Source organism: Paraciimarium castrense LEGE 11436 (genome assembly GCF_056633055.1).
Genome location: NZ_JBSJOW010000001.1, coordinates 367,241 through 388,581, shown reverse-complemented (window position 1 = coordinate 388,581; position 21,341 = coordinate 367,241). Strand labels below are relative to the sequence as shown.

18 protein-coding genes are annotated in these 21,341 nt (G+C 67.7%); 4 read left to right on the top strand and 14 right to left on the bottom strand.

The features are described from left to right. Positions 1-122: 122 nt before the first annotated feature. Both ACWJIO_RS02110 and glpX read right to left on the bottom strand, forming a co-directional pair. On the bottom strand, positions 123-1,433 hold the full coding sequence (locus ACWJIO_RS02110; protein WP_480311067.1) for a glutamyl-tRNA reductase: 1,311 nt from the start codon (positions 1,431-1,433) through the stop codon (positions 123-125). A gap of 34 nt (positions 1,434-1,467) precedes the next feature. Then, positions 1,468-2,472 (bottom strand): class II fructose-bisphosphatase, encoded by a 1,005-nt coding sequence (gene glpX, locus ACWJIO_RS02105; protein WP_480311065.1) that lies wholly within the window; start codon positions 2,470-2,472, stop codon positions 1,468-1,470. A 190-nt stretch (positions 2,473-2,662) separates the two neighbouring features. Here glpX and rpe point away from each other — a divergent pair, with 190 nt between their 5' ends. Beyond that, positions 2,663-3,346 carry a ribulose-phosphate 3-epimerase gene (gene rpe, locus ACWJIO_RS02100; protein ID WP_480311063.1) on the top strand — a complete coding sequence of 228 codons (684 nt, stop codon included), beginning with the start codon at positions 2,663-2,665 and terminating at the stop codon, positions 3,344-3,346. Positions 3,347-3,436: 90 nt separating this feature from the next. Here rpe and ccsB read toward each other — a convergent pair whose 3' ends face one another. The 7 genes from ccsB to ACWJIO_RS02065 form a co-directional block, all read right to left on the bottom strand. After that, entirely contained in the window at positions 3,437-4,372 is a 936-nt protein-coding gene (gene ccsB, locus ACWJIO_RS02095; RefSeq protein WP_480311062.1) for a c-type cytochrome biogenesis protein CcsB, read from the bottom strand. 50 nt (positions 4,373-4,422) lie between these two features. Next, a complete protein-coding gene (locus tag ACWJIO_RS02090) occupies positions 4,423-5,613 on the bottom strand; it encodes an LptF/LptG family permease (RefSeq protein ID WP_480311060.1) in 1,191 nt (396 codons plus the stop codon). Further along, positions 5,610-6,338: an LPS export ABC transporter ATP-binding protein gene (gene lptB, locus ACWJIO_RS02085; protein WP_480311058.1), complete on the bottom strand. Its 729-nt coding sequence runs from the start codon at positions 6,336-6,338 to the stop codon at positions 5,610-5,612. Before lptB ends, ACWJIO_RS02090 begins: the two co-directional genes overlap by 4 nt. After that, entirely contained in the window at positions 6,335-6,808 is a 474-nt protein-coding gene (locus ACWJIO_RS02080) for an LPS-assembly protein LptD (RefSeq protein ID WP_480311056.1), read from the bottom strand. Before ACWJIO_RS02080 ends, lptB begins: the two co-directional genes overlap by 4 nt. A 26-nt stretch (positions 6,809-6,834) precedes the next feature. Further along, positions 6,835-7,236 (bottom strand): DUF309 domain-containing protein, encoded by a 402-nt coding sequence (locus ACWJIO_RS02075; RefSeq protein ID WP_480311055.1) that lies wholly within the window; start codon positions 7,234-7,236, stop codon positions 6,835-6,837. A gap of 18 nt (positions 7,237-7,254) precedes the next feature. After that, positions 7,255-9,063, bottom strand: coding sequence for a translational GTPase TypA (gene typA / locus ACWJIO_RS02070; protein ID WP_480311053.1), 1,809 nt, complete (start codon positions 9,061-9,063; stop codon positions 7,255-7,257). Between the two features lie 76 nt (positions 9,064-9,139). Then, complete coding sequence (locus ACWJIO_RS02065) at positions 9,140-9,856, bottom strand: M15 family metallopeptidase (protein WP_480311051.1); 717 nt, start codon at positions 9,854-9,856, stop codon at positions 9,140-9,142. 335 nt (positions 9,857-10,191) lie between these two features. Between ACWJIO_RS02065 and chlP the strand changes: the two genes are divergently transcribed. Then, a complete protein-coding gene (gene chlP / locus ACWJIO_RS02060; RefSeq protein ID WP_480311050.1) occupies positions 10,192-11,607 on the top strand; it encodes a geranylgeranyl reductase in 1,416 nt (471 codons plus the stop codon). Between the two features lie 26 nt (positions 11,608-11,633). Here the strand turns inward: chlP and glyS are convergent, their stop codons facing one another. Then, positions 11,634-13,811, bottom strand: a complete 2,178-nt coding sequence (gene glyS, locus ACWJIO_RS02055; RefSeq protein ID WP_480311049.1) for a glycine--tRNA ligase subunit beta — start codon at positions 13,809-13,811, stop codon at positions 11,634-11,636. A gap of 109 nt (positions 13,812-13,920) precedes the next feature. Between glyS and sir the strand changes: the two genes are divergently transcribed. Together sir and ACWJIO_RS02045 are read left to right on the top strand one after the other, a co-directional pair. Continuing rightward, a complete protein-coding gene (sir, locus tag ACWJIO_RS02050; RefSeq protein ID WP_480311047.1) occupies positions 13,921-15,642 on the top strand; it encodes a sulfite reductase, ferredoxin dependent in 1,722 nt (573 codons plus the stop codon). 1 nt (position 15,643) lies between these two features. Continuing rightward, positions 15,644-16,069 carry a hypothetical protein gene (locus ACWJIO_RS02045; protein WP_480311046.1) on the top strand — a complete coding sequence of 142 codons (426 nt, stop codon included), beginning with the start codon at positions 15,644-15,646 and terminating at the stop codon, positions 16,067-16,069. On the opposite strand, the gene ACWJIO_RS02040 is transcribed toward ACWJIO_RS02045, so the two are convergent. The 4 genes from ACWJIO_RS02040 to tsf form a co-directional block, all read right to left on the bottom strand. After that, entirely contained in the window at positions 16,039-16,767 is a 729-nt protein-coding gene (locus tag ACWJIO_RS02040; RefSeq protein ID WP_480311044.1) for a M15 family metallopeptidase, read from the bottom strand. The genes ACWJIO_RS02045 and ACWJIO_RS02040 overlap by 31 nt on opposite strands. 66 nt (positions 16,768-16,833) lie before the next feature. Further along, entirely contained in the window at positions 16,834-19,275 is a 2,442-nt protein-coding gene (recG, locus tag ACWJIO_RS02035) for an ATP-dependent DNA helicase RecG (RefSeq protein WP_480311506.1), read from the bottom strand. A 47-nt stretch (positions 19,276-19,322) separates the two neighbouring features. Further along, positions 19,323-20,558 (bottom strand): hypothetical protein, encoded by a 1,236-nt coding sequence (locus tag ACWJIO_RS02030; protein ID WP_480311042.1) that lies wholly within the window; start codon positions 20,556-20,558, stop codon positions 19,323-19,325. A gap of 109 nt (positions 20,559-20,667) precedes the next feature. Then, positions 20,668-21,324, bottom strand: a complete 657-nt coding sequence (tsf, locus tag ACWJIO_RS02025) for a translation elongation factor Ts (protein ID WP_480311040.1) — start codon at positions 21,322-21,324, stop codon at positions 20,668-20,670. Positions 21,325-21,341 lie beyond the last annotated feature (17 nt).

The following is a 21,341-nucleotide window of genomic DNA, read 5'->3' as shown; positions in this document are numbered from 1 at the left end:
CCTACTCTGATGGGGCGACCGTACAGGACTGGGGTTCCGGCGGGGCAGTGCCGGGCGCGGGCCCGGCTTCAACTGTGGTGACCAACACCTCGATCAGGTGATGCAGGTCACCGAAAGGGAGATCACGGTCTGGGATCGTCCTCCTGAAGCTCAAAGAGCTCCTCCAGGACCCGCATCGCCGAGCGGCGCTGGGTGCGGGGCTGGGGGGCGCGGATGTTGGTGACCGGGGTGTGCAGGATCTTGTTGATGATGCCCTTGCTGAGGGCTTCCACCACCTTGCGTTCCCGGGCTGACAGATCGGGCCCCATACGGCTCAGTGCCTTCTGGAGCTCCTGTTCGCGGATGTCCTCCAACCGCACCCGCAACCGGTTGACCACGGGCACCGCCTCCAGGCCGTCCCACCATTCCAGAAACAGGCGGGACTCCTCATGCAGCAGTCCTTCGGCCTCGGCGGCCATCTCCCGGCGGGCTTCCTGATTGCGGGCCACCACCTCCTGAAGGTCGTCCACGTCGTAGGCCTGGACCCCGGCTACAGCGGCGGTGTCGGCGGCGATGTTGCGGGGCACGCCGATGTCCACCAGCATCAGCGAGCTGCGGCGGTTGAGCCCGGCCAGTCGCTCGGCGCTGATGATCGGGTTCTCGGCGGCCGTGCTGCAGAACACCAGGGAGCAGGTGCTGAGACAGTGGTCAAGGTCGTCGAGAGGGCGACACTGCACGGGCAGAGCAGGAAAGTCTGCCGCCAGCTGCTCGGCTCTGGTGACGGTGCGGTTGAGCAGCACCACGCCGCGGCATCCCTTGGACTGCAGGTGCTGCAGCAACAACCGTGCCATACGGCCCGCCCCCACAACGGCCACCTGTTCCTGATCCAGGGAGACCAGGTCATCGACGCCCCTGGCCTGGCCCACCTTCAGCTGGGCCAGCTCCACGGCAGCGGAGCTGATCGACACGGCGCCGGTGCCGAGGTTGGTTTCTGTGCGCACCCGTTTGCCGGTGCTCACCGCCTGGTTCAGAAGCCGGTTCAGAATCGGGCCCAGTGAGCGGTGCTCCTGGCCGAGCCGCACCATCTTCTTCACCTGGGAGAGGATCTGGCCCTCGCCCAGCACCAGCGAATCGAGGCCTGCCGCCACCCGCAGCAGGTGGTCGACAGCCTGTTCGTGGTGGTAAGTGAACAGATGGGGGGTGAGCTCATCCACTGCCAGGCCGGAGTGCTGGCTGAGGAAGGCCCCGATCGAGGAGATGCCCTGCTCCGGATGGCGCAGCAGGGTGTAGATCTCCAGGCGGTTGCAGGTGCTGAGGATCGAGGCCTCGAGCACCTGATCGTCGTCACGGAGTTGCTGGAGCGAGGCATCCATGGCCTGCTCCGGGATGCTGAGGCGCTCCCGGATCTCCACTGGAGCCGTGCGATGACTCAGACCGACGACGGCGATGTGCATGGTGGCAGCGCGGTGTGAGCTGATCGGCGCCGGCTCAGCGCAGCGCAATGCTCTGGGCACCGGCCTTGATGTGCACGGTGTCGGTGAAACGCGCCGTGTTGTCGAGGGTGCTGATCACCAGGGAACTGGTTCGGGTGCAGTCCTGCTCGAATTTCACGCCGTGGAACAGCAGGCCGTCGGTGATGCCACTGCCGGCGAACACCACGTTTTCACCTGAGGCCAGCTCGTCGGCTTCGTAGATCCTGTCGGGATCGGTGATGCCCATCTCGGCCAGGCGGGCCAGGTTGCCTTCCCGGGTCAACCCTTCCCACTCCTTGGTCTGGGCCACGGCGGGGTCGTACACCAACTGGCCCTGGAAGTGACCGCCCAGGGCGCGCATGGCGGCAGCTGAGATCACGCCCTCCGGCGCCGCACCGATGCCCATCAGGCAGTGGGTGCCGGTGCCGGCGAAGCCGCAGGCGATGGCGGCCTGCACGTCTCCGTCGGAGATGGGCTGCACCCGGGCGCCGGTGGCGCGGATCTCGGCGATCAGGTCGTTATGGCGGGCACGGTCCATGACCACGATCACCAGGTCGCTCTTGGCCATGCCGAGGCACTGGCTGAGGATCTCGATGTTCTCGGTGGCACTCTTGCGGATGTCCACCTTGCCCTTGGCGGCCGGGGGCGCCGCCAGCTTCTTCATGTAGAAGTCCGGAGCGTTGAACAGGCCGCCGCGGTCCGAGGCGGCCAGCACCGCCATCGAGCCGCGCTGGTTGTTGGCGCAGAGGTTCGTGCCCTCGCAGGGGTCCACGGCGAAGTCGACGCCGGGGCCGGTGCCGCTGCCCACCTCTTCGCCGATGTAGAGCATCGGTGCCTCATCCCGCTCGCCCTCGCCGATCACGATGCGACCCTGCATGGTGATCTGGCCCATGCGCTTGCGCATCGCCTCGACGGCGGCGGCGTCAGCCTCATCCTTCTTGCCCAGGCCCGTGAGTTCGGCCGATGCGATGGCGGCCTGCTCGACAACTTCGAGAATTTCCTGGATAAGGGTGCGATCCACAGTGGTCCGGCAAGGGGGGGAGGAGGCTTCGAGATGTGACCTGAGATGGCAGCTGCTGTGCGGAATCTCAGTCAGGAAGCCGGCCTCACTGTATCAGCGATGGCAGCGCCTCCCCGCCGGCCGGGCGCCGCACGCAAGGGCCTGGCTGGGCCTTAACTACAGTGGATTCCCCTAGCCCAGCGGCCGTCCCATGAGCAGCAAGTCCCTGGTGGTGTCACCATCGATCCTCTCCGCCGACTTCTCCCGGCTGGGGGATGACGTGCGGGCCGTCGATGCGGCCGGTGCCGACTGGATCCACGTGGACGTGATGGACGGCCGCTTCGTGCCCAACATCACCATCGGCCCCCTGATCGTGCAGGCGCTGCGGCCGGTCACCAGCAAGCCGCTGGACGTTCACCTGATGATCGTGGAGCCGGAGAAGTACGTGGCTGATTTCGCCAAGGCCGGCGCCGACATCATCTCGGTTCAGGTGGAGGCCTGTCCGCACCTGCACCGCAACCTGGCTCAGATCCGTGATCTCGGCAAGATGGCCGGCGCCGTGCTGAACCCCAGCACTCCGATCGACACGCTCGAGTACTGCCTTGAGCTCTGTGATCTGGTGCTCGTCATGAGCGTGAACCCCGGCTTCGGGGGCCAGAGCTTCATCGACAGCCAGGTGGACAAGATTCGTGACCTTCGGCGCCTGTGTGACGCCAAGGGCGTTGATCCCTGGATCGAGGTGGACGGCGGCATCAAGGCCGAGAACGCCTGGAAGGTGATCGAAGCCGGTGCCAACGCGATCGTGAGCGGCTCGGGCGTGTTCAACCAGCCCAGCTATGCCGACGCCATCACCGGCATCCGTCAGAGCCGCCGGCCCGCCCCGGTGGCGGTCTGATCCGTTCACCAGATCAGCACCAACAACGCCACCCCATCAAACTCCGCAGCTCCCCTCCGCCACGCTCCCCCCAAGGGGAGCGGCGAGGCCTCAGCTCTCGAAGAACCAGCCGTAGCTGTGCAGGCCGATGCCCAGCAGGTTGACGCCGATGTAGCAGACGGCGATCACCACCAGGCCCACCGAGGCCACAATCGCCGGGCGACGACCCTGCCAGCCGCGGATCAGGCGGGTGTGCAGGTAGGCGGCATACACCAGCCAGCAGATCAGGGCCCAGGTTTCCTTCGGGTCCCAGCTCCACCAGCTGCCCCAGGCCTCGTTGGCCCACACCGCTCCACTCACCAAGCCCACCGAGAGCAGAAGAAAGCCCACGGTGATCGTGCGGTAACTGAGCGAATCGAGTTGTTCGGCGATCGGAATCGACACGCTGGAGAGTTTCATCGGCGCCGCCATGGCGCCCGGACCATCGCAGGCCAGCTGGGCCTGGCGATAGCCACCACTGCCGATCGAACTGCTGCGCAGCTCCAGAGCCCGGCCCCGGTCGGTGAACAGCACGGCAACGGAGAGCAGCGACCCGACCAGCAGAGCCGCGTAGCTGAGCATGATCACGCTCACATGCATCACCAGCCAGCTCGAACGGAGGGCGGGCACCAGGGGGGAGGCTTCCTGGAGGCGATCGGGCAGGGCGAAGCTGGCGAAGGCCACGCAGCCGAGGGCCATCGGGGTGGCGGCGGCCGGCACCAGCGGGGAAGGCCAGCTGCGCTCCACCAGCAGCTGGGTGAGGGTGCATCCCCAGGCCAGGAAACAGAGCGACTCGTAGAGATTGCTGATCGGGAAGTGGCCGGAATCGATCCAGCGCAACACCAGCTGTGCGGTGAGACAGAGGTTGGCTGTGGCGATCAGCACCCGCACCACGGAGCTGTTGCGGCCGCCACTCAAGGACCAGAACGCCAGGGGCAGCACCAGCAGCAGCAGGGCGAAGGCGGCGAGGCCCAGGGCAAGCACCGGATCGTGGAGCAGATCAGGCAAGGTTTCAGTGCAGACTCACGGCCAGTCTGGCTGGTGACGGTGTCAGCTTGTCAGCGGCTGGCCTGTCGTAACAGGACAAAGCCGGTGACCAGGCCGATCACCACGGGCAGCCAGGCCGAGAACAGGGGCTCAAGCGTGCCCTTGACGCCCAGGGAACTGAAGCTGAAGGCCACCAGGTAGTAGCCGAAGATCAGCAGCACGCTGAGGCCGAATCCCTGGCTGCGGCTGCGGCGCGAGTGGGGCCTGGCCCCCAGGCTGCTGCCGATCAGGCCAAACACCAGACAGACCGCCGGAAAGGCGAACTTCTCCTCGATCCTCACCCGCAATTTGCGCGCCGCTTGCTCATCGCCCGATTCCCGCAGCAGCCGTTCGGCCGTGCGCGCCTGACCGATGGTCATCTCGTTGGCGTCGGTGGGCAGCTTGGCCACCCGCATCGGTTGGTTGCCGAGGGGATAGAGGTAGCGATCGAAGCGGGCGGAGGTGATCGTGTCGGAATTGCCCCCGCCGATGCCGAACACCCGGCCATCCAGAAATTCCCACTGGGCCTCAGCTTCACTCCAGCGGGCCCGCTTGGCCGTGAGCATCACCCGATGGGCCGAGCGGCTCATGTCCATCAGCGTCACATCTTCCATCACGCCCTGGTTGAAGCGCTGGGCATAGAAGATGTGAGTCAGACCCCTCTCGGTGCTGCCATCAGGTTGCTCGACCCTGCCGTAGCGGGAGTAGAGCACGTTGTCTTTCTGCTCGCCGGCCACGGCCCTGCCGATGGCGCGGCTCAGGGTGGCCTCGGCCTGGCTCAGGGTGCGGGGCACCACAGCTTCGTTGAAACCGAAGGTGAGCAGCGTCATCACCAGCGACAGGGCGACCGCCGCCATCACCATCCGCCAGGTGGGCACCCCCACGCTGCGCAGCGCGGTGAGTTCACTGTTGCCGGAGAGCTTGCTGAAGGTGAGCAGGGTGGCCATCAGGGTGGCCATGGGGAAGGAGAGCACGAGAAACGAGGGCAGCTCCAGCAGCAGCACCTGCAGGGCGATGTCGAGCGGCAGTCCCGATTCCGCCACCCGGCGCACCAGCTCGAACACGGCCCCCACCGAGAGCGACACCGCCGTGAAGGCCGCTACGCCGTACACCAGCGGGCCGAACAGCTCCCCCAGCAGCCAACGATCCAGCAAGGGCAACCGCCGCCAGGGGGCCAGCCCCAGGCGCTGCAGCCGATCCAGAGCCAAAGGGCTAGTGCTCACAGTCTGAAACCCTCCCCCAGGTAGTGGCGGCGCACGAGGGGATCGTTCCCCACGTGCTCGGACGTGCCGGAGGCCAGGATCGCGCCCTCGGAGAGGATGTAGGCCCGATCGGTGATGGCCAGGGTTTCGCGCACATTGTGGTCGGTGATCAACAGCCCCATGCCCCGGGCGCGCAGTTGCTGGATCAGCTCCTGCAGATCGGCCACGGCAATCGGATCCACCCCGGCGAAGGGCTCGTCCAGCAGCAGGTAGCGGGGACCTTCTGCCCCCACCGCCAGGGCACGGGCCACCTCGGTGCGGCGCCGCTCGCCGCCGGAGAGCTGGTAGCCGCGGCGGTGCTGAAAGGCGCTGAGGTGAAAATCGTCGATCAGGTGTTCGAGGCGGTCGCGACGCAGATGCCTGGGGGTGCGACTGGACTCCAGGGCCAGCCTGAGATTGTTGCGCACGTCGAGCTGGCGGAACACGCTCGGTTCCTGGGGCAGGTAGCCGATGCCGAGGCGAGCCCGCTGGGGCATCGGCACGCGGCTGATCTCGCGGCCATCAAGCAGCACGGCCCCGGCGTCGGGGCGGATCAGGCCCGTCACCAGCCCAAAGGTGGTGGTCTTGCCGGCGCCGTTGGGGCCCAGCAGTCCCACCACCTCGCCCGGCTCGAGGTGCAGGGACACATGGTTCACCAGCACCCGGCCACCGATGGCCAGCACCACCTGCTTCAACTCCAGCGTCATGGCAGGGGGCCGGGGGCCGGAGCCTGGGCGGGGGGGAAGCGGTAGAGGGTGATCACCTGCTCTCCGGGCGCGGCTTCGGCCACCAGCCGCTCGTTCTCCACCAGGTAGACGAGCCGCTCGGCGCGGATGCTGTTGCCATCCCCCTGAAGCACATCCACGTCGCCACTCAGCACCAGGCGGCCCTCACGGCTGAAGTACTGGGCCTGGCGCGCCGTAGCCACCACCCCCTGATCGCCGTAGACAATCCGCACGTTGCCGCTGGCGGAGAGGATTCCGGTGGCGTTGTCTGCGGTCTGCAGGTCGGACTCGATCGTCACGACTCCGGTCAGGGGTGCCGTCGCTGGTGCGGCAGCAGGCGTGGCCACCTGCTGGGCCCAGGCTCCTGCCTGGACCAGAGCAAAGCCTTGGAAGCCAAGCAAAGCCAGGCCCAGCAGGGCCAGGCGGTCAGGACGAAAAGCGGACAGAGGCAAGGACCGGGGCCGCCGGAGCGCAGAACTCAATCTACAGAGGGCGCTGGAGCCGCTCCGGCCGGCAGTAACCGGGGAGGATCCAGGGCCAGGTCCTGCTCCGGTCCCTGCAGGGCCTGCAGCCAGAGCGCCGCCCTGCTGCGCAGGGCGGCCAGATCGAGGCCCAGGGCGTCATCGTCGCAACCTCGCAGCCGTCCCAATCCCTCGCCGGTGAGGATCGTGGCCCCGCGGCGATTGCCGCGCTCCAGATGCAACTGGCCGACGGCCAGTTGCAGCAGCCCCTGCAGAACCGGGCGGCAGGTTCCCGCTGTCTCGTGCCAGAGCTCCTCAAAGCCGTCGTGGCAGGCATACCAGTCGCCGGCATTGAAGCGGGTAACGGCCTCTGCAAACCGGCCATCGGCCCGCAGAGCCGCCTCTTCGGGATCAAGCATCGAGCCGGTGTGGGTCGTTCAGCGCTTGGCTGCCTTTTTGGAGGGCAGCTTGCGCAGGCGGATCGACTCGGGGGTCACCTCGAGCATCTCATCGGGACCGATGTACTCAAGGGCGCGCTCCAGGGTCATCTGCACAGGTGCCTGAAGGGTGTCCAGCACCTCGGCACCAGCGGAGCGGATGTTGGTCACCTGCTTGGCCTTGCAGACGTTGAGCTCGAGATCCTGGGGCCGGCTGTTCTCGCCCACAATCATGCCCTTGTACACCTTGGTGCCGGGCGTGATGAAGAACTGGCCACGATCTTCCGCTCCCTTGAGGGCGTAGAAGGTGGCCGTGCCCTCCTCGAAAGCAATCAGCACACCGCTGCGGCGGGTGTCCACATCGCCCTGCATGGGTCGGTAGTCGAGGAAGGAGTGGCTCATGATTCCTTCACCGCGGGTGGCGCGGATGAACTCGCCGCGGAAGCCGATCAGGCCGCGGGCCGGCACCACGAATTCCAGCAGGGTGCGGCCGTCGCTGGTGGTCTCCATGTTCTGCATTTCCGCCTTGCGGATGCCGAGCTTCTCGATGCAGGCACCCACGGATGCTTCCGGCACGTCGAGCACGAGGGTTTCGTAGGGCTCGCTGGGGGTGCCATCGATCGTGCGGAAGATCACCTGGGGCTGGCTCACCTGGAACTCATAGCCCTCACGGCGCATGGTTTCGATCAGGATGCCCAGGTGAAGCTCACCCCGGCCGCTCACCGACCAGCGGTCGGGAGAATCGGTGTCCTCCACCCGCAGGGCCACGTTGGTGAGCAATTCCTTCTGCAGCCGATCGCGCACCTGACGGCTGGTGACGAACTTGCCCTCCTTGCCGGCGAAGGGGGAGTCGTTGATGACGAAGGTCATCTGCAGGGTGGGCTCATCCACCTTGATCAACGGCAACGCCTCGGGATTGTCCGGGCAGGCGATCGTCTCGCCGATGTTCACCTCATCGAAGCCGGACACGGCCACCAGGTCGCCAGCGCTGGCCTCGGCGATCTCCACCCGCTGCAGGCCCTGGAAACCGAGCAGCTTGCTGATGCGGCCGCGCTTGACGCTGCCGTCATCGCGCAGGAGAGCAGCGGGCTGACCCGCCTTGATGGTGCCGTTGTGGATGCGGCCGATCATGATCCGGCCGAGGAAATCGCTGTAGTCGAGGGTGGTGACCTGGAGCTGCAGCGGCTTGGCGGGGTCCCCCACCGGCGGCGGCACATGGCGCAGGATGGCGTCGAAGAGCGGACGCATGGTGTCGCTCTCTGTTTTCATGTCCGGCTTGGCGTAGCCGCCCATGCCGCTGCCGAACAGGTAGGGGAAATCGCACTGGTCGTCGTCGGCACCGAGCTCGAGGAAGAGGTCGAGCACCTTGTCCACGGCAATCTCCGGATCCACCCGGGCCCGGTCGATCTTGTTGACAAACACAATCGGACGCAGGCCCTTTTCCAGGGCCTTCTTGAGCACAAAACGGGTCTGGGGCATGGGCCCCTCATTGGCGTCCACGATCAGCAGGCAGCCATCCACCATGCCCAGCACGCGCTCCACCTCGCCGCCGAAGTCAGCGTGACCAGGGGTGTCGACGATGTTGATGCGAATGCCTTCGAAATCAACCGCCGTGTTCTTGCTGAGGATCGTGATGCCGCGCTCGCGCTCCAGGTCGTTGGAGTCCATCACGCAGGTGGGCACCGCTTCGTTGTCGCGGAAGATGCCCGACTGGGCCAGCAGCGCGTCGACGAGGGTGGTTTTGCCGTGGTCAACGTGGGCAATGATCGCAATATTGCGAATCGGCGTGCCTGAATGTGCGCCGCTCATAAATTGAGAATTCCTACGGTTCAGTCTGAAGCCAAGAAAACAGACTACTCCATGCCCCCACCGGCCTGATCCAGCTTCAGGGCGCCAGCCGCTGGGCGGGCTCGAACACTTTCAGGGCTTCGGCCGTGCCCTCGAAGCGCCAGTGCCAGGGTTCGTAGCTCACGCCCTGGGGGTTTCCTGGGGGAAACGACAGAGTGAAATGAAATCTCTGGGCATTGTCCTCCAGCCACCGGAAGGCCTCCGTGGACGCAAAGCCCTCGGAGAGGTGGGTCTGGGGCATGCGGCCGTCGCCTAGGTCTATGGCGTAGCCGGTGCTGTGTTCAGAGAACCCGGGCGGAGCGCTCACCTCGGCCCGCTGGCGCGCATTCTGGTTGCGCTCGGCCTTCACATCGAAAAAGATCTCCTGCTGCAGGGCCTTGGAGCGATAGGCACTCAGCAGCACCAGGGACACGCCTTCCGCGTCAGCCGCCCGACGCATGGCCGCCAGGGCCTCGGCCGCGTCGCGATGCAGTTCCTGCCCCGGCGCCACACTCACGAGGGCGGCGGGATCGGCCTCGCTGTACGGGAAGTGACCCAGCAAGCGGCCATCCGCCGTCTGGGTGGCGTCGAGCCCCGCCACTGGCCTGGGCGCCAACCAGCGCTGCAGGGCCTGGCGGCTCTGGGGCAGCAGCAGCCCGCCCGCCACCAGCAGCACCACCAGGGAGAGGGCAAGCCTGCCGAGCCGCGCGATCGGGCGTCGGGGCATGGCCGCCGGGGCCTGCCGCCGCGCCACAGGGATGTCATCGGGCTGCACGACAGCAGAAGATCGGCGGGTGGGCAGTCTGGGGTTCAGCAACACGCCACGGGCGGCACCACACAGCCCATGGAAGCGGACCTGATGTCCAGGGTCCAGGCTGCTCAGCAGGCCAGCGCAGCTGGGAGACGCCAAGCACAACGCATTAAATTGTTACAGCTTTGTCATGCTGGCACCACGACTTGGCCTGCCGGGTGCATGCGATTGCATCCATGTCCGACGGTCGTTGCTGTGGGCGAATGACAATCGTCTTGGCGAAACCGCCAAGGCCCCCGCCAGACCATGCAGCGGTGTTAGTTTCGGCCGAGAGCTTTTTTTGGCGGAGCATTCAACTGATGTTGCGTGTCGCAGTGGTGGGCGGTGGCCCCAGTGGGTCCTGTGCCGCCGAGGTGCTTGCCAAGGCCGGTATCCAGACGTGGATCTTCGAGCGCAAGCTCGACAATGCCAAACCATGCGGGGGTGCGATTCCACTCTGCATGGTGTCTGAATTTGACCTGCCCGATTCGATCATCGATCGCAAGGTTCGCAACATGCGCATGATCTCCCCCTCCAACCGGGAGGTGGATATTCATCTGGACAACAACAACGAATACATCGGCATGTGTCGTCGGGAGGTGCTCGACTCCTTCCTGCGCGACCGCGCCGCCGATCTCGGTGCCCAGCTGGTCAACGGTCTTGTCACCAAGATCGACACCGGCGCCAACCGCCAGGGCCCCTACACCCTCACCTATTCCGACTACGGCTCCGGTGAGGCCACGGGCGAGAGCAAAACCCTCGAGGTTGACCTGATCGTGGGCGCGGATGGCGCCAACAGCCGCGTGGCCAAGGCAATGGATGCCGGCGACTACAACGTGGCCATCGCCTTCCAGGAGCGCATTCGGCTGCCTGCCAAGGAGATGAGCTACTACGAGGACCTCGCTGAGATGTACGTCGGCACCGACGTCTCTCCCGACTTCTACGCCTGGGTCTTCCCCAAGTACGACCATGTGGCCGTCGGTACCGGCACCATGCAGAACAACCAGTCCCTGATCAAGGGTCTGCAGGAGGGCATCCGGCTGCGGGCCCGCAAGCGGCTCGTCAACGGCGAGGTGATCAAGGTGGAAGCCCACCCGATTCCCGAACATCCCAGGCCGCGCCGCGTGGTGGGCCGCATGGCGCTGGTGGGCGACGCCGCCGGCTACGTGACCAAGAGCTCGGGTGAAGGCATCTACTTTGCCGCCAAGAGTGGCCGCATGTGCGCTGAGCAGATTGTGGCCAGCAGCCAGGCGGGTCAGCGGATTCCCACTGAGGCCGATCTCAAGAAGTACATCAAGACCTGGGATCGCCAGTACGGCGCCACCTACAAGGTGCTTGAGATCCTGCAGAACATCTTCTACTCCAACGACGCTGCCCGGGAAGCCTTCGTAGAGATGTGCGATGACAAGGATGTGCAGCGCCTCACCTTTGACAGCTATCTCTACAAGCGGGTCGTGGCGATGAACCCGTGGCAGCAGATCAAGCTCACCGTGCTCACCATGGCTGCTGTGCTGCGCGGCAATGCCCTCGCCCCCCAGACCTACAAACCCGTCGACAGCGCTGTGCGCGATGACGATGAGGTGTCCGCCATGCTGGCCGTGAGCACAATCAAAGGTGGGATCAAGATGCGCGGTGAACTGGCTGCCCAGGCAGCCGCCACCGCGACGAACGGCAAGGGCCAGGGCCAGGACAAGTCAGCCGATCCGGAAAGGGAACCGGTTCTCGTCGGCAAGTGATCCAGCAGCGGCCTGAAGACCGCGCTTCACCCCTGTAGTGCGCTGAAGTCCGCCAGCACCGACGCCTGGTTGCGCAGCACGCTCAGCAGGGCCAGACGGTTGGCGCGCAGCTGGCTGTCTTCAGCCATCACCATCACGCTGCTGTCGCCATCAAAGAAGGCGGCCAGGGCTGGGGCGCTCTCCTGCAGGGCCGCTGCCAGCGCCGCCAAGCCAGGCGAATCGGCTGTCTGGGCAGCCTCCCGGGCGAGGGGTTCAAGCCGCTGCAGCACGACGAGCATGGCCGCCTCGCTGGGCTTCTCGAACAGGGCCGGCTCCACCACGGCTGCGGGGCTGAGCGTGTGCCCATCGAGATCGCCCTTCTCTGCCAGCCGGGCGGCCCTGGTGACCACGGCCTGCAACGGCGCGAGACGCCCCTGCTGCCGCAGCTCCCGCAGCAACAGCCCCCGCTGGCGCACGGCACCGGGATGGCCCAGCAGCCACTGCCGCGGCACCCCGGCTCCCGCCACCGCGGCCACCAGGTCGGCCTCCAGGCCCTCCTCCTCCAGCAGGCTGGCGATGCGCTGGGCCAGAAAATCGCCCAGGTCGGCCGCCAGGGCCTCCGGCTCGATCCGGAAGTCGGGGAACAGCTGTGCCCAGCGGCTGCTGCCGGCCTGGACCAGGGCCTCCAGATCCAGCCGCCAGCCCTGCTGCCACAGAATCTGCAGCAGGCCATTGCCGGCCCGCCGCAGGCCGTAGGGATCGGAGGAGCCGCTGGGCCGCTCGCCCTTGGCGAAGATGCTGAGCAGCAGTTCGAGGCGTTCGGCCAGAGCCACCACGGCCCCGGCATCGCTGTGGGGAAGCTCGTCCCCGGCACCCCGCGGCAGGTAGTGCTCGAGCACCGCCAGGGCCACCGCCCGCGGCTCGCCCTCGGCCAGCAGGTATTTGGCGCCCATGATCCCCTGCAGCTCGGGGAATTCACCGACCATCTGACTCACCAGATCGTGCTTGCAGAGGTGGGCCGCCCGCAGGGCCGCTTCGGCAACAGCCGGGGGCCGTGCCAGGGCCTGCAGCAGCTCCTGGCTGCACCACTCGAGCCGCTCCACCCGGTCGCGCAGCGAGCCGAGGCCTTCAGCAAACGTGACCCGGGCCAGTTGATCGCGCCGCTCCGGGCTGGACACGGCCCGATCCGCTTCCAGAAAGAAGCGGGCATCGGCAAGCCGGGCCCGCAGCACCCGCTCGTTGCCACGGCGCACGGTGTCGAGGGCGGCCGCAGAGCCATTGCTCACACACAGAAAGGCGGGCAGCAGCACATCGCGGGCCTCAAAGGCGAGGGGATCCACCTCGGCGCCCCGGCGGTAAAGGGGTACATAGCGTTGGTGGGCCCGCATCACGGTGCAGAGCACCTCGGCCGGCAGGGCCAGGTAGGCCGGGTCCACCGCTCCCTGCAGCAGCAGCGGCTGCTCCACCAGATCGGTGAGTTCTTCGAGCAGCTCCTGGGGCAGGTCCGGCCGGCCCCCCAGGCACTCGGCGGCCTGCTGGATGCCCTGGCTGATCCGCTCGGCCCGCACCTGCCGGTGCACTTCCAGCCCCGCAGCGGCGAGGCTGGCCGCGTATGCATCCGCTGCGGCGATCGAAACCGGCTGCGGGTGCAGCCTGTGCCCCCGGCTGAGGCGATCGGCCTTCACTTCGGGATCGCTGCCCGGCAGCAGCACCGGCAGCACCTCGGCATCGAGCAGGGCCACAAGCCAGCGCACCGGTCTGGAGAAGCGCAAGTCCCCTTCTCCCCAGCGCATGAAGCGCCGGCCCTGGAGCGCTCCAATCCAACCGGGAATGCACTCAGCCAAGACCTCACCGGTGGGCCGGCCCGGCTCCAGCAGGCGCGCAAACACGAACGGCCCCTTGGCCGTGGGGCGCACTTCCAGCGCCGAGGGGTCAACGCCGCAGCGCCGGGCAAAGCCAAGGGCAGCCTGGGTGGGCATGCCTTCGCTGAATCCCTGGCTGGCGGGAGGACCCTTGCGTTCCTCCCGGCGTTCGCTCTGGCAGACCGGCAGGCCGTCCACCAGCACGGCCAGGCGTCGGGGCGTGCTCGTCACCTGCAGGCGGCCAGGGCTGAGGCGCTGGTCGGCCAGGTCGCGGGCCACCGCCGCCTCCAACTGGGGCACGGCCAGGCGCGCGAAGTCGGCCGGCAGCTCCTCGGTTCCGATCTCCAGCAGAAAGGTGGGCACGCCAACCGCAACAGCAACCGCCAACTTTATGGAGCCGTCCGCAACCCATCAGGCTGCAGGCGGGCCCTGTTCGCTACGGTCAACAGGCTTTTGGGTGGTTCCCGCAATCGTGACGTCAGGGCCGACGAAGTTCGAACAACTGAAGGCCAGCAGTGGTCACCTGCGCGAACCGCTGCTGAGCGAGCTGGGCAACCAGGCGCCCAACTTCACCGACAGCGCCGTCCAGATCCTCAAGTTCCACGGCAGCTACCAGCAGGACAACCGCGACAAGCGCCAGAAAGGCCAGGAGAAGGAGTGGCAGATGATGCTGCGCCTGCGCAACCCGGCTGGCCGCGTTCCCGCCCAGCTCTATCTCGCCATCGACGAACTGGCCGATCGGCTCGGTAACGCCACCCTGAGGGTCACCACCCGCCAGGCTTTCCAGATGCATGGGGTGCGCAAGGACAACCTCAAGGAGGTGATCGGCACGATTGTGCGCTCCCTGGGATCGACCCTGGCCGCCTGTGGGGACATCAACCGCAACGTGATGGCCCCGGCCGCCCCCTTCAGCAAGGGTGGCTACCCCGCGGCCCGCGACCTCGCCGACGCCATCGCCGACCTCCTGGCTCCCCAGGCCGCAGAGGGCTCCTACCTCGACCTCTGGGTGGACGGCGACCTCAGCTACCGCATCAAGCCGAACCTGCCGGTGCGCCGGGCCAAGGCCCGCCAGGCCGAGGGCGCCGTGTTCAGCGGCGATGCCGCCGAGCCTCTCTATGGCGGCACCTACCTGCCCCGCAAGTTCAAGGTGGCGGTGACCGTGCCGGGGGACAACTCGGTGGATCTGCTCACCCAGGACATCGGCCTGGTGCTGTTCTGCGACCCCCAGGGCCGGCCTCTGGTGGCCAATGTCTATGTGGGCGGCGGCATGGGCCGCACCCACAACAAAGAAGAGACCTTCGCCCGCACCGCCGACCCGCTCGGTTCGGTGGCCTACGAGCACATCCTGGACCTGGTGCAGGCGATCGTGGCCCTGCAGCGCGACCATGGCGACCGCGACCAACGCCGCCACGCGCGGATGAAATACCTCATCCACGACCGGGGCGTGGACTGGTTCCGCCAGGAGCTGCAGCAGCGCTACTTCGCCCATCCGATCAAGGCCATGCGCCAGGAGCCCAAGCCCCGCCTGGAGGACTACCTGGGCTGGCACCGTCAGAGCCCGGGCCTCTGGTTCGTGGGCCTGCCGGTGCTCTGTGGCCGCATCGGCGGTGAGCTCAAGCGTGGCCTGCGTCACCTTGTGGACACCTACAAGCTGGATCTGCGGCTCACGCCCAACCAGGATCTGCTGCTCTGCAACATCGGCACCGCCCAGAAGGCCAGCATCCGGGCAGAGCTGATCGCCCTCGGCTTCGAGACACCGGAGGCGCCGCCACCCCTGCAGCGCCATGCCCTGGCCTGTCCGGCCCTGCCCCTGTGCGGCCTGGCCGTCACTGAAGCCGAGCGCATCCTGCCCGATGTGATCGGCCGGCTCGACACCCTGATGCAGGGGCTCGCCATCAGCAAACCGGTGCTGCTGCGCATGACCGGCTGTCCCAACGGCTGCGCCCGCCCCTACATGGCGGAGATCGGGCTGGTGGGCAGCGGCGTCAACCAGTACCAGCTGTGGCTGGGGGGCACCCCCAACCTCAGCCGGCTGGCCGAGCCCTACCTCGAGAAGATGCCCCTCGACGACCTGGAGCAGACCCTCGAGCCGCTGCTGCGGGCCTGGAAGGCTGCCGGGGGCCGGGTGAGCTTCGGCGACTTCGTGGCCAGAAGCGGACGGCCCGCGGTGCAGGCACTGCTGGCTGCGGCCTGAGGTGGGCAACGTTCTGCGGGTCGGCCGCTCCTGCGGCAATTCCCCGCTGAGGGCCGCATCGCTCGCCTTGGCCCTGCTCACCACCGCCAGTGTCACGCCCCTGGCGGCCCAGGGCAGGAGAACCCCGGCGCCACCCCCCTCCACGCCCACGATCTACGACCCCGATCCCCTCAGCTGCCAAGCCGCAGCGATCCGCGAGGCGTTCGAGCGCCACCTCGAGCCCTTTGCAGACCAGAGCGCGGCCGTGATCGCCCGGCTGAGGACCCTGCAGGTGGAGATGACGGCCTCCAGCCTGCGGCGCTGCGTGGCCAAGGGCCTGATGCAGCGCGATGAGGCCAACGCGCTCTACCTGGACCTGATGGCGCCAGCGGCGTCCTCAGCGCAGCCGGCCCCAGCTCAGCCCGGCTCGGGCTCCACCCGCCCATAGCAGGCCTGGGCTTCGCCCCGGCTCCAGGCCCAGAGCTGATCGCCCCAGCTGAAGTGCCACCACTCATTCGGGTGCTGGGCGAAGCCTGCCTGCTGCAGCACCTGACGCAGCAGACGCCGCCGCCTGTGGCAGCCCCGGGCCCAGGTGCGCTGGGCCGGCTTGGCCGCTTCCTGGGCCACAGCCTCGAAGTGGTCTGGTGAGGACACAGGCCCGATGGCGTCGATCGCCGACCCCATGTCCAGGGGCAGGCCCCGATGGTCAACGATGGTGAGGTCCACGGCAGCGCCGGTGCTGTGGGGAGGCGGCGCGGCAGGATCCGGATCGGGCACTGCCCAGAAGCGCTCCACCTCAGCCGTCAGGGCCTCCCGGGCCGGGCTGGTTTCAGCCGGATCGACGCCTCGCTTGCGGCACAACTCAAGCAGGGTGTGCTCCACCATGAAGGCCTGCACCGCCAGGGGTCTCCAGCCGTCAAAGACGGCCAGGCGCCAGTCGGGCTGCTGTTCTTGCAGGGCCTCCTGGGAGTCGAGCAGTCGGTCGATCACCTCCTGGCGCAGCTGAAAGGGGGAACCTCCAGGGCCATAGGGAGCCCCAAGGGTGGTGTAGGGATGGGGCTCCAGCCGCAACAGGTTGGGAGGCAGGGGAACCAGCGGTTCGCGGCGCGGCTCGATGGGGATGGAATTCCAGGGACGCCGCGGCATCGCCACTCCAGTGCAGCCTTCAGTGTGGCGTGACGGCGATCCACTCAGCTCATCGGGTTCCGGCGCTCAGTTCAGCCGGACTCCGGCACTGAGCCTGGCGCGCTGGCTCTGAAGCATGGCCAGGAGCTGGGGGTGCCGCTCCAGGGACGGGTCCTCCGCCAGAATCCGCCGCGCCGCCTCACGGGCCTGCTCCAGCACGGCGCCGTCGTCGACGAGGCTGGCCAGGGCCAGATCGGGAAGGCCCGACTGACGCGTGCCCAGCACCTGGCCGGGACCCCGCAGGCGCAGGTCCATCTCGGCGATCTCGAAGCCATCACTGGAGCGCACCAGCACATCGAGCCGCTGACGGGCCAGGGCCTGGCGGCTGTCGTTGATGAGCAGGCAGTGGGAGGCCGCCGCGCCCCGGCCCACCCGGCCCCTCAGCTGGTGCAGCTGGGCGAGCCCGAAGCGGTCGGCGTGCTCCACCACCATCACGCTCGCCTCCGGCACATCGACCCCCACCTCCACCACGGTGGTGCTCACCAGCACCTGGCTCTGACCCCTGGCAAAGGCCTGCAGCGTGGCCTGCTTGTCGGGGCCGGCCAGTCGTCCGTGCAGCAGGCCCACCTGCAGCTCTGGAAACACCTCCTCGCTGAGCTGGCGGTGTACGGCCACGGCGGAGCGGAGGTCGAGCTTCTCTGACTCCTCCACCAGGGGCAGCACCACGTAGGCGCGCTGGCCCCTGGCCACCTCTTCGCGGATCAGCTCGTAGGCGAGCTGGCGCTCGCCGGTCCGCAGCAGGCGCGTCTGAATGGGCGTTCGGCCCGGCGGCAGGCCGTCGATCTGGCTCACTTCCAGGTCGCCGTGCACCGACAGGGCCAGGGTGCGGGGAATCGGCGTGGCGGTCATGGTGAGCAGGTGGGGCTGCAGCCCCTTGGCCAGCAGCCGGTTGCGCTGGGCCACGCCGAAGCGGTGCTGTTCATCCACCACCACAAGCCCCAGCCGGGCAAAAGCCACCGGGTCTTCCAGCAGGGCATGGGTGCCCACCAGCAGCTGCAGGTTGCCCTGGGCCAGGTCGTTCAGCAGCTGGCGGCGCAGGCGGGCGGGGGTGGAGCCGGTGAGCAGCCCGCAGGTCACGTGGAGCTGGGGCATCCAACCGCAGAGCTTCTGGTAGTGCTGCTCCGCCAGCACCTCCGTGGGGGCCATCAGGGCCCCCTGGCAGCCGGCGTCAATGGCGGTGAGCAGGGCGGCGATCGCCACCACGGTCTTGCCGCTGCCCACGTCCCCCTGCAGCAGCCGGGCCATCGCCTGGGGCCGGGCCAGATCGGCACGGATCTCCTTCAGAACCCGCTGCTGGGCAGGGGTGAGCTGGAAGGGCAGCAGCTCCAGGAACCTGGCCACCAGGCTGCCCCGGCTGGGGCTCTGCAGAGGTGGGGAGGGCCGCTGAGTGAGGGCGCGGCGGCGCTGCAGCAGGCCGAGCTGCAGCAGCAGAAATTCATCGAACACCAGCCGCTGGCGGCTGGCCCTGAGGCTCTCCTGATCCTGGGGGGCATGGATCTGGCGCAGGGCCTCAGGCCTGGCCATCAGCCCTTCAGCGCGGCGCAGTGGGGGCGGCAGGGGGTCTCCCCACGACTCCACCAGAGGCAGCACGCTGGCCACGGCCTGGCGCAGCCGGTCGGCCCCGAGGCCCTCAGTGAGCCCGTAGACCGGCAACAACCGGCCGATCGCCTCGGAGCGCAGGGGCGCCTGGGGGCTCTCCAGCACCTCGATCAACGGGTCCTGAAACGCCGGCCCATAGGGCGTCTCGCGCACCAACCCGCTCACGGCCAGGCTGGTGCCCGGCGGGTAGAGGCGCTGCTGGCTGTTCAGCCAGCCCGGGCTGGTGAAGCGCTTGCCGGCCATGAAGCGACTCACCCGCAGGCGACCGGTGGGATCGCTCAGCTGCAGCTCCAGGATCGCCAGGTTGGGGTTTCGAGGACTGGCGAAGGCGTGGCAGCGGCGCACCGTGGCCACGATGGTGGCGGTGCTGCCAGCCCGCAGCCCCTCGATGCGCACCAGGTTGGCGTAGTCGAGGTAGTCGCGGGGGTAGTAGAGCACCAGGTCGCGCACCACGAACAGCCCCAGCTGGGCCAGCCGGGCTGCCGTGCGGGGACCGACGCCACGGATCTCCCCCAGGGGCGTGTCGGGGAGCAGGCCGCTGGCGGCCGAGGCCGCCGATGGCGGTGCCGCAGCGGGATTGAGCCGCAGCCGCGGCGGACCCATCGGCGTTGCTGGCTCCAGGCCCTGGCGCAGTTGGTGCAGATGCTGACGGCAGTCACGCACCAGGCTCTGGCGCCGCGCCGGACTCAACTGCGGGTAGCCCGCAAAGGCAACGCCGAGTTCGAGGCAGCGGGAGCGCCCTGAAGCGATGCCCTCAGGAGGGGCCTGCAGACTGCGGGCCAGAAAACTGCTGAACCGTTCCCGCCGCCCCAGCAGGTCGGCAAAACCGCGTTCACTTTCCAGCAGCAGCGCCTGCTGCAGGAGGCGCAGCCACTCGGTGGCTGGGGCAGGGCCCGGGGATGGACCGGGCGCGGCGTTCAGGGGTTGCCCTGGGGGGGGCAACCGGTGGACTCCCGGTTGTCCTCCAGCCACAGCTGCTCCGCCTCCAGGATCCGGACCCGCCGCTGGACCCGGCGGTAACGCTGCGCCATTCTGCGCACCTCCAGGCCGTGCTGCTGCAACCGCTGTCTGCAGGTGCGCAGGCGAGGGTTCTCCAACTCCAGGTCGGCGAGCCGCAGCAGCACCGCCACCAACACGACAGAGGGGCCCGCGCCGCTCTCCTCCGCCGGCACCTGCAGCCGCAGCAGGTTGGGGGGAGCCGGCAGCACGTCCACCTCAGCCTGCAGGGCCGCATCCAGCAGGCCCACCGGCAACAGCCCCCGCGTCACGCCCAGCCTCAAACAGTCGACGTTGAGGGCATGGGACAGGTTGCGCAGCCGCCGGGTGAGGGCGTTCTCATAACCCTCCAGCCAGGTGAGCAGATCGATGGGATCGGTGGGCAGGCGGCTGCCGCTCCAGGGATGGCGTTCTTCGTCCTCGCTGTCGGCCTGCTGCCAGGACTTGGCAGGGGTTCTGTCGTTGCCGTCTTTGCCCTCGTCGTCTGCATCAGCAGCTGGCGCTGCTGATCGTTCGGGACTGTCGGCCTCGAGAGCCTCGGAGAAGGCCTGGAGCATGGCCTGGAGGCTCTGACCCGGAGCGGCATCGGCTGGGTTCTGCTCCGGGGGCACCTGCTCCGAGGACGTGGGCTCGGGGCGATCGTGGGGGGCAGCCTCTGGAATGGAATCCGGGCTCAACCCAGGGTTGAGCTCAGAGCTGAACCCTGGGTTGAGCCCCTGCAGCAGTTCCGTCAGATCGGGACCGCCTGATCCCAGCCGCTGCAGATCGATCGGCGGGGCCAAACCCAGCTCGATCGATCGGGCCGGCGGCATGGTGCGCTGCTGAGGGCCAGATTCGGCGGGGCCAGGCACCTGAGCCAGAGCCTCCTGGAAGCGTGACCGCTCCTCCCGGGCCTGGCGCTGGCGCAGCCTGGCCATCTGGGCCGCCATGGCGGCCACCTGCTCCACCGTCAGCAGCGTCTTGGCCCGCCGAGCCAGGTCGGCCATGCGCCCGTGCAGGTGCTGGCGCTGGCTGGCTGGAAGCGTGCCGTAGCGCTCGGGTTCGATCTGGGTGGCCAGATGAAAACAGGCCTGCTGCATCGCGTTCAGCAGGCCGTCTCTCAGCACCTGGAGGTAGAGCGCCAGATGCCGATAGAGCTCCGGGTTGGATTGCTCCAACCCAGCCCTCATGGCCGCCAGCCTGCGGTGGGCATCCTGGAGTGCGTCCACGGCATGGGGAGCGGAACGGTCCGCCGGGGTGGATCGGATCGGGTCGGGGTCCAGCAGGTCAGGAGGCCTGCATGGCGGCCACTTCGGCGGCGAAGTCCATCTGTTTCACCTCAATGCCCTCACCGAGATTGAAGCGAACGAAGCGGCGCACCTGGATGTTCTCCCCCACCTTGGCAGCCACCTGCTTGACCAGTTCGGCCACGCTCAGGCTGTTGTCCTTGATGTAGGGCTGATCCATCAGGGCCAGCTCCTTGAGGCGCTTGCCGATGCGCCCGGCCACGATCTTCTCCTTCATCTCCTCCTTTTTACCGGCCAGATCATCACGGCCCATCTCGATCTGCTTTTCCCGCTCAGCGATCTGAGCTGGAATCGCATCGGTGGTGACGTACTCCACCGATGGGCAGGCTGCGATCTGCATGGCCACATTGCGGATCAGCTCCTGGAAGATTTCGCCGCGGGCCACGAAATCAGTTTCGCAGTTCACCTCCACCAGCACGCCAACCCGCGCACCGGTATGGATGTAGGAGCCGACGGCTCCTTCCGCGGCGGTACGGCCGGATTTCTTCTCGGCGGAGGCGATGCCCTTCTGGCGCAGCCACTCGATGGCCTTGTCGGCATCTCCCTTGGTTTCGGTGAGCGCCTTCTTGCAATCCATCATGCCGGCGCCGGTCTTGTCGCGCAGGTCTTTGACCAGCTTTGCTGAAATCTCAGCCATGGGTGAAGAACTCAGGG